The sequence below is a fragment of the Janthinobacterium sp. ROICE36 genome (genome assembly GCF_002869965.1).
Classification (GTDB): domain Bacteria; phylum Pseudomonadota; class Gammaproteobacteria; order Burkholderiales; family Burkholderiaceae_D; genus Janthinobacterium.
The window spans coordinates 1-8370 of sequence record NZ_PEBS01000124.1 but is presented as its reverse complement, the minus strand read 5'-3'; the positions used below and the strand labels follow the sequence as shown (position 1 = coordinate 8370).

The following is an 8370-nucleotide window of genomic DNA, read 5'->3' as shown; positions in this document are numbered from 1 at the left end:
GGTGCCCGAAGCCCCGGCTCGCCGGGGTGAGGCGGTAGCCCCCGCACCGGTAGGTGTGCCCGCAGGGCAGGGCGTAGCCCGCCGAAGGTCTGCGAATCCGGCTACTGACCGCCGCGTTTCGCGGGGGTCTTTTCCTGCCCCCTCAGGGGGCCTAAAGAACTACGACCTATACGCGTTAGCGTTGGGAGTAGCTTTTAAGTACCTTTTAGAGGCCGAATTCGCCTTTATAATCATGTACTTGCAAGCCTAACTATGACTTTTTTCCGGTTAACTATGACTTTTTTCCGGTTAACTATGACCATTTATTGACAAGGCATTTTATGGGTGTAAAATGACCCATAAGGAAAAAGACATTGGAGAGGTCGATGAAAAAGCAAGAGCTGGTGGTCAAGTCAAATCGCCTGGTCGAGGCCAGCTACAGACTGGGCCTAAACGAGCAACGCATCATCTTGTATTCGATCTGTCGGTGCAGGGAAGAGCAAAAAGGGCTATTCCCCAATGAACCTGTAGTCATTACCGCCGATGCGTTCGCCAAGCAGTTCCCCAGCGTGGAGAAGGGCAGTGTCTATGGTCAACTCAAGGAGGCGATGGATGCCCTGTATGAGCGGAGCGTTACCCTCTACGAAACGGATGAGGACACTGGCAAGGAGCAAGTCTCCAAAACCCGTTGGATCAGCAAAGCCAGTTACATCGACGGCGCTGGGCGCATCAAGATCGTCTTCACCTCGGATGTCATCAAGTACGTCACTCGTCTGGAGGAAGAGTTCACGTCCTACCAGCTGGAGAAGGTCGGCAAGATGACCAGCGCGCACGCTATTCGCGTCTACGAGATGCTGAGCCAGCACCGAGACATTGGAAACCGTACGCTCAACCTGGTGTGGCTGCGTGAAACGCTCGGCGTGGAGCCAGCCGAGTACAAGCTGACGGCTGACTTCATCCGTAAGGTGATCGAGGTGGCTGTGAAGCAGATCAACGACCACAGCGACCTCACGGTGAGCTACAAGCCCAAGAAAACGGGCCGCGCTATCACTGACTTCGTGTTCAAGATCAAGGGCAAGGACGCCAAGCCAAAGGCGTCCGGGACGGCCAGCGATCAAGCGATGCGCGACAAGCTGGAGGCTCTTGGACAACAGCGCCTTGACGCAACATCTGGCGTAACCAATGAGGAATTTTGATGGACTACAGCTACGAAATTCTCCCGCGCCCGGTTGAACTCGGCAGCGGCTGGCGGCTGCGCCTCCTGGAGGGCCGCGAGGAGGTGGGCGGCGGCGTGTTCCCTCCAGTTGAGGGCATCGAAGATGCAAAAGACGCTCTGCAAGCGGCCTTCGATGACGCTGAGAGCGAAGCTTACGCATGGCTCGATTCCAGAGACGCCGCAGGCATTGATTCGCAGGCACATGAACGGCATCGCCGCCAAGCGGCTGTTGAGTTTGCGTTGGCAAATATGGGGCTGTCAGGCTTTACTCCATCAGAGGAAGTACAGCGGCACATGCGCCGCTTCGTCGACGGTGAAATGGACCTCGTTAAGTTTGTCAAAGGCGTGATGGATCACGCCAAAAGGGAGGTGTAATGGATGCTGACGACCTGGCGGGCCTGTACGCTGCCGCGCTCGCGCAGCAGGACGCGGCCACTAAGGCCATTGACGACCTGGCAAAAGAACGGGCGCAGCTAAGTGCGACCATTGAAGCGCTCCAAAACACCTCTGGAAGCCTCCAGAGGGCCGCAGGAGACGCCGCGACCAAGGCGGTGACAGAAACCCTCGCCAAAGCCCCGAAGACGGCTCAAACAGCCTTAAACACGGCCACTGAGGCATTGGATACCGCCGCCGGTAAGGTGCGTAACGCCGGCGCCTGGCTCACCTGGCAGTTTGGCCTGGTGTTCATCCTCACCGGCGTGGCCGCGGTTGCGACCAACTACGCTCTCGGCTACTTCACACAGAGCCAGATCGCAGACCTACGTCTGGAGAAGTTCCAGCTGCGCATCGAAAAGGCCGAACTGGAGGCAAGCATCGCGGATCTGCATAAGCGTGGGGCCAAGATCAAAATCAACACCTGTGGTGATCGCCTCTGCATCGAGGCCAGCACCAACCAAGGCAATGATGCAGCTGGCAACCCCGCGCCGATGGGTTCCTGGCTCACCACTGATGGCCGCAAGGTGCCTCTGGTCATTCCTCGCGGGTACTGAGGCCACTTGTCATGATGCATACCCGTAACGAATGACTGGTTTATTTTTATCGTGATAGGTTGATTGGCTGTGTTTTGCTTAAGCTCATTGTTTTTTCGATCCAGTCTCAAGCGCCTAAGCCGACTGTTGGATATTGCGAAACACAACCTTCGGCAACTGAAGCGACGCTACTATCCCATCTTAGGAGAACACTATGCATCAGCAACAATTTGAATCATGCATCAAAGCTTGTTACGCCTGCGCTGACGCCTGCGATATGTGCACTACAGCGTGCTTGGGAGAACAAGATGTAAAAATGATGGCGCGCTGCATTGCCCTAGATATCGACTGCGCACAGTTGTGCAGGGTAGCGGCAGGCTTCATGGCGCGCGGCAGTGCATCTGCTAAAGCAATCTGCCAATTCTGCGCAAGCATTTGCGACATGTGTGCCGAAGAGTGCGGAAAGCATTCAATGCAGCACTGCAAAGATTGCGCCGCTGCTTGCCGCCAGTGCGCCGACGCCTGTCGGAAAATGGCAAGCCACTAAAAATTTAGCGCGCTAAACTTCAACGGCTAAATTCGGGGCCGTCTTTCTTCGGCCCTGCTCGCCTCACCTCACGCTGCCTCTCTGGGGGACCGCAAGGATTCCTGCGTAGATGAGTAACATCCTCGTTTTCCATAGGGGCGCTGCCCTGGAAATGCCGACCGCAAGAAAAACGAACGTTTATCTTGCGATCAAAAATACGGCTGTTTTTCCTGGGAAAAGTGCAAGAAAACTCATTGAAGAAATCAAAACAAGGTTCAATGCCTCAATTTTGCTTTTTTGACGCTGCCTGTTACGCATTTACGCAGGAATCCTTACCGTACCCCTTGTTGGTCATTCATCACGATTCGCCCGCTCCCGCTGCGCCAGCTCGGCGCGTCGATCCACCCTGCGCGTTAAATTTTGACTTCCAATTTCGCATGCGAAACTTACCGATGACCGGCCCCGCTGACAGTTCGTTTACGGAGATAAACAAAAAAAAGTAGTACGCTAAGGTCTGTTCCATAAACCGAATAAAGGATGCAGCATGAAGATGATTGCTATGGTTTCAGCTATTGCAAGCCTTACATTAGCGGCACCTACTTTTGCCGCACCAGTGACTATGACCTTCAAGAACGTCAGCACTACAACTACTATGACGGTATCGAAGATCAGCACTTGCGGAGTTCTATCACCCACACCCACAACCGTTATCGCTGGAGCTACCTCGTCAGCATCGAGTACGGACTGTGGCGGCTCCGTAACAAGTTCTCATGTCAAATATGCCATGGGGTCTAAGACCTGTGAATTCCATATATCGACGTTCTATCATGCGGCCGATCCAATCACTGGCGCAGCAGCCTATTGGGAGCGAAGCGTACCGCCGCCAACCTCAAGTGGTGGTGCTACCTGCAAGGTTGTAAGTTAAAGTGGATCGATAACGACAGGGGCTGTCCAAGCGGTTTTCTCAATGGCGTAATCAGCTAAAAACACTCAGCAATAGTGCTGGGTGTTTGGGAGATAAAAATGAGCATCAAGGGTTTAGACACTTCTTACAGCAATGCTTTTCCCAACGTGAACTCGGACAAAGTCTCTACCCTTGTTCAGTCTGAAACCAAGGAGACAGAGCAGGGCAGCAGCGCGGCTACAGCGCCAAGCAGTATTGTTACTCTCTCCGACAAGGCAAAGACAGCATCAACACAGGTCGCCACTAGCCCTTCTTTTATGGAGATTGGCATGGCCGCACGCACGAAGTTGGATGTTGCGAAGCAGCAAGGCGCAGAAAAAACTGGTGCTACAGTAAGTTCCGTAAACCTAAATCACGTTGATTACTCGGCCTTCAGCGATCAGGAATTGGCTGCTATGAATCTCAACTCGTCTGGCAATTTCTCCAAAGACGAACAAATTCAGGCCCAAGGAGTGCTGGGAGAAAGAGTAAGAGTTTCGCTGGAAACCTACAGGGGAGCCACCAATGATGGAGATCGCCGAGGACATGCGATGGCAATCGATGCCCTCTACACTCAGATGACGCCTGAAATGAGAAGCGTTTTGGGCTGGACACCAACGATGATGAATGCGAACGACCATATGCTGGCTGGTGACGAAAAGAAATTTGGCAAACTCTCTTTGGCGGGAATCCTCGCGCATCTCGAAACCAGCAAAACCGAAGGTGGCATAACATTCGAAAATTTAGCGCGCTAAATTTTCGCTGAAGCGCATTCACCTTCAGCTTGGCCCTGGGCGACCAGGCCGGGCCAGTGTATGTTTGTGATTCCGGCGTGTATGTGGATCCACAAACAAACACGCTATCTGCTCCAGCCCGGTCCCTGGTCCTTCTTCGGATTGCGCTGCTCTTCCCGCTCCTGGGCCGCGATCCGCTCCTGCTCGACCTTCCGGGCCGCGTCGACCTTGGCGCGCTCCGCCGCCTGCTGCGCCAGCTCGGCACGGCGATCCGCCTCGATCTTGGCGGCGCGGTCGGCCATGAACCTGGCGCGGAAGGCGGCGGCGCCGCTGACCAGCTCCGTTTTAGCCTGGGCGGCAACCCTCTCCAGTTCGGCCTGGCGGGCCGCTGCATCCTTGGCCTTGGCCTGCTCCATCGCCTGGCGCGCCAGCGTAGCGGTGCGGACTATCTCGGCTAGCTCCGCCGACTTGACCTCGCGCTTCGCTGCGGACAGGTCGCCGGATAGGTCGATCACGCTCCGGTTGATCTGCGATAACTCGCGCTCCGCGATGCCCTGGGCGTGTGCCTGGGCGAGTCGCTGCGCAACCTCATCGTTGATGCGCTTGCTTACTTCGGTGCGCACGCCCCGGCGTTCCATGCCGGTGACGAATGGCCCCAAGTGGCTTGTTGGGATTCGGTCGATCCCCTGATCCTTCAGGCTGCGGTGATCGACTTGGGCGTCAATGCCGTTTTCCCGTAGCCGCTCGTTGGTCAGTACCGCCCACCTGGTGCGCACGGCGTCGAGGTCGGCGGCGCGGTTGCGCCCCGCCTTCTCGGTGTTGAGCTTATCCGTCAATCCGTCCGGCCCCACCTTCCGGGTGGTGCGGAGGATATGGGCGTGGTGGTTCCGGCTGTCGCCTTCCTTACCTGGTGCGTGGATCGACACATCGACGGCGCAGCCTTCGGCGTTCGCCATCTCCTTGGCGAAGTCCACGGCCAGCCGTCGCCGCTCTTCCGGTGAAAGCTCATCGGGCAACGCCACCTCAAACTCACGCGCCACGCATGCATCCTTGCGGCGCTCGGCAGCTTCGGCGGCGTTCCACAACGCTGACCGATCCTTCGCCCATTCTGGCGCACCATCGGGCAACACCATATCGGTCGAGGCGATGCCACCCTTACGGGTGTAATCGTGAACCTCGCCGGTACGCTTATCGGCAATCTCACACCCAGCGCGATAGGCAGCGGCGGCGGTCGAGCTTCGACCGGCTGACCGCGATATCTGTTTTACGCTGAGGTGGTAGATTGCCATGGGGGTACGTTTTCGCCTTTGTCGCGCAGCGACCGCACGAGTTGGCGTAGCCAACTCCTAAGTGCGCCCTTGCTCTTCGCTTTCGCTCTTCGCTCGGTCCTATCACTGCCAGCATTATAGCTGGCTTTACGGGGTGAATTTACGCCGCTAAAATGAGGCATATCGACCAGCAAAGACAAAGGCAAGCATCATGGCAAAGAAACCACAAAAAAAGCCCACTCTGCCGGTCAAAGTCAATTTTCTATCCGATGCAGACCAAGGCATCATGGAGCTACCAGTTTTTGTGACACGGGCCAGAGAACGACCACAGAAGAAGACAACCACGAAACCAAGAAAGCACCAAATGATAGCTAACATCGAAAAAGCACAGCAGCGGGTTAAGGATTTAGAGGAAAAACTCAAGCTGGCTAAAGCGCTGAAACAGAAGGTAGAAGCACGGGCCAAAGCAGCAGAAAGCAAACAAAAACGCGCAGCTGATACACGCCGAAAAATTCTTGTCGGTGCCGCTATTCTTGCCAAGGTTGAGCGCGGAGAATGGCCCAAAGACAAGATGCTTGAAATGATGAGTCAACAATTGACCAGGGACGATGACCGCGCATTGTTCGACTTGACCCCAACGGATAAACCCGCGTCATGATTGGCTGGTGGATCGTCATCGCACAGGAAACTCCAGATGAGCGTGACGCCAATCCCGATAAGCTAAGCACGGTACTTGCAAGCTGGGAATCGAGCCTGGGTGGACTCGATTGGTTGGATAAGCTGGCCGAACTCGGCAAAGCCGCCAGTTGCGAAAAGGAGGATACCCAAACCGGTATACTGCCTTCGCCCAGGACGTTCTGCCCTTGATAGCAAATGGACCGCCAAAACACGATGACATCGACATCATCGGAGACGACTATGTCATGCCTAATGGCTGGTCCGGCAACCTCACTATGCATTCGGAAAAAATCGCTAAATGCGCACCGGATCAGCTTCTGACCATCGACGCCTGGGACCTCGATTAAGCTCTAAAGAGGGAAGAAACGATGCTAAAATGGAAAAATCGTCAAGATTGCTTCGCACATCTGCGGTCCCCTTTGTAGAGATACATAGGTCTGGAGACTGCTGCTATGCCTGCCATGCTGCACCAATTCCTCTCGAATAATCGAGACGAATTAACGAATCGATGCCGAATCAAAGTGGGCCAACGTAGCGGCCGCTCTGCCACTGAACAGCAGCTCAAAGAGGGTATCCCCCTCTTCCTCGACCAGCTCATTCGAACTCTTGAGATTGAGCAGACTTCAACACCCTTAGATAGCCGACGAATTTCTGGCCCAGCTGGGGGAGGCACTGCCCTTTCCGAGGTAAGCGTTTCGGCGGCTAAACATGGCAAAGACCTCCTACATCTCGGCCTGTCAGTTGACCAGGTCGTGCATGATTACGGAGATTTGTGCCAATCCATTACTGACCTGGCAGTGGAAAGAGACGCCCCGTTCCAAGTGGATGAATTTCGCACGTTAAACCGATGCCTCGATAACGCAATTTCAGACGCTGTCACCGAATTTGGCTATCAACGCGACGCAATAAATGCAGACGCCAACGCCGTCGAATCAAACAAGCGTATGGGCTTCTTCGCACATGAATTGCGAAACCACCTTGGCACAGCATCCATGGCCTTTGCCGCCGTCAAAGCTGGCAACCTTAGCTTGAGCGGTGCCACGGGCGCCATCTTGGAACGGAGCCTACAGGCGCTGGATAAACTCATCGCAAGCTCCATTGAAGACATCAGATTACTCGGGAAAACCAACATCATTTCGGCCTCTTTTTCTCTGGCTGACTTCATAGCTGAAATTTACGCCGTAGCCTCTCTTTCCATAGGTACGAATGGGTGCATTTTTAGAGCGCCTCAAGTTGACCCGGACCTGGCGATCAACGGGACTCGAGACCTGCTGATGGCCGCAGTTGCAAACCTACTGCAAAACGCGTTCAAATTTTCCCAACCACATACGGAAGTTTTTCTCACTGCCTATGCGGCGGGAGACCGCATCATCATTGATGTGAAAGACCATTGCGGCGGCCTGAGTCCAGGTATGGCTGCAAGCATGTTCCTCCCGTTTTCCCAATCGGGTGAAAACAGAACCGGCATCGGCTTAGGACTCACAATCGCAAAGCAAAGTGTGAATGCAAACAGCGGGACACTGACAGTTGAAAATCTTCCTGCCATCGGCTGCATTTTCAAAATTAGCTTGCCTCGACACACAATACCAACCTAAGTTCATCACGCCAGGTTACATATCAACTTCGGTCTAGCCGGAGGGTACGTAGCAAGCTCAAAGGCCAACTCGACACCTTAGCGCGCGGGCGTCCCCGCTTGCTTGCGCACCGATGAAAAAGCCATCGGCACGCCCGGTTAACTTTTTACCCCGATAAATCGAAAACCGGAAAACCAACCCAACCGCACTCCCCAGCCCTCTCCAAAATTTCGACATGTCGAAATTCTCACTCACATCGCCCTATAGGCAGGGGTAACGGGCAGTTGCGCAGCCTGGTCAAGCCTGCTGCCGCGTCCCGTGAGGGCGCGGGGTTTCAGCTGGCGATCACGGTGAGCAGGTGCCCGAAGCCCCGGCTCGCCGGGGTGAGGCGGTAGCCCCCGCACCGGTAGGTGTGCCCGCAGGGCAGGGCGTAGCCCGCCGAAGGTCTGCGAATCCGGCTACTGACCGCCGCGTTTCGCGGGGG

At 55.2% G+C, this 8370-nt stretch carries 9 protein-coding genes; 8 read left to right on the top strand and 1 reads right to left on the bottom strand.

Features of this window, described 5'->3' with window-relative positions; genetic code table 11:
• Nucleotides 1–365: 365 nt before the first annotated feature.
• The 6 genes from repM (at nt 366) to CSZ94_RS26300 (ending at nt 4387) form a co-directional block, all read left to right on the top strand.
• The gene (gene repM / locus CSZ94_RS26325; RefSeq protein WP_102124207.1) at nt 366–1175 is read left to right on the top strand and encodes a replication initiation protein RepM; all 810 of its coding nucleotides are present in this window, start codon (nt 366–368) and stop codon (nt 1173–1175) included.
• The gene (locus CSZ94_RS29055) at nt 1175–1570 is read left to right on the top strand and encodes an antitoxin VbhA family protein (protein ID WP_258001227.1); all 396 of its coding nucleotides are present in this window, start codon (nt 1175–1177) and stop codon (nt 1568–1570) included. The genes repM and CSZ94_RS29055 overlap by 1 nt, the downstream gene beginning before the upstream one ends.
• A complete protein-coding gene (locus tag CSZ94_RS26310; RefSeq protein ID WP_102124203.1) occupies nt 1570–2184 on the top strand; it encodes a hypothetical protein in 615 nt (204 codons plus the stop codon). Before CSZ94_RS29055 ends, CSZ94_RS26310 begins: the two co-directional genes overlap by 1 nt.
• A gap of 193 nt (nt 2185–2377) precedes the next feature.
• Nucleotides 2378–2710 (top strand): four-helix bundle copper-binding protein, encoded by a 333-nt coding sequence (locus CSZ94_RS26305; protein ID WP_102124202.1) that lies wholly within the window; start codon nt 2378–2380, stop codon nt 2708–2710.
• A 109-nt stretch (nt 2711–2819) separates the two neighbouring features.
• Nucleotides 2820–2990, top strand: a complete 171-nt coding sequence (locus CSZ94_RS28205) for a hypothetical protein (RefSeq protein ID WP_180977639.1) — start codon at nt 2820–2822, stop codon at nt 2988–2990.
• Between the two features lie 722 nt (nt 2991–3712).
• Nucleotides 3713–4387: a hypothetical protein gene (locus CSZ94_RS26300; protein WP_102124201.1), complete on the top strand. Its 675-nt coding sequence runs from the start codon at nt 3713–3715 to the stop codon at nt 4385–4387.
• Between the two features lie 104 nt (nt 4388–4491).
• Here CSZ94_RS26300 and mobQ read toward each other — a convergent pair whose 3' ends face one another.
• Nucleotides 4492–5655 carry a MobQ family relaxase gene (gene mobQ / locus CSZ94_RS26295; protein ID WP_102124200.1) on the bottom strand — a complete coding sequence of 388 codons (1164 nt, stop codon included), beginning with the start codon at nt 5653–5655 and terminating at the stop codon, nt 4492–4494.
• Between the two features lie 190 nt (nt 5656–5845).
• Here mobQ and CSZ94_RS26290 point away from each other — a divergent pair, with 190 nt between their 5' ends.
• A complete protein-coding gene (locus CSZ94_RS26290) occupies nt 5846–6292 on the top strand; it encodes a hypothetical protein (protein WP_258001226.1) in 447 nt (148 codons plus the stop codon).
• Nucleotides 6293–6764: 472 nt separating this feature from the next.
• A complete protein-coding gene (locus CSZ94_RS26280) occupies nt 6765–7907 on the top strand; it encodes a sensor histidine kinase (RefSeq protein ID WP_308410606.1) in 1143 nt (380 codons plus the stop codon).
• Nucleotides 7908–8370 lie beyond the last annotated feature (463 nt).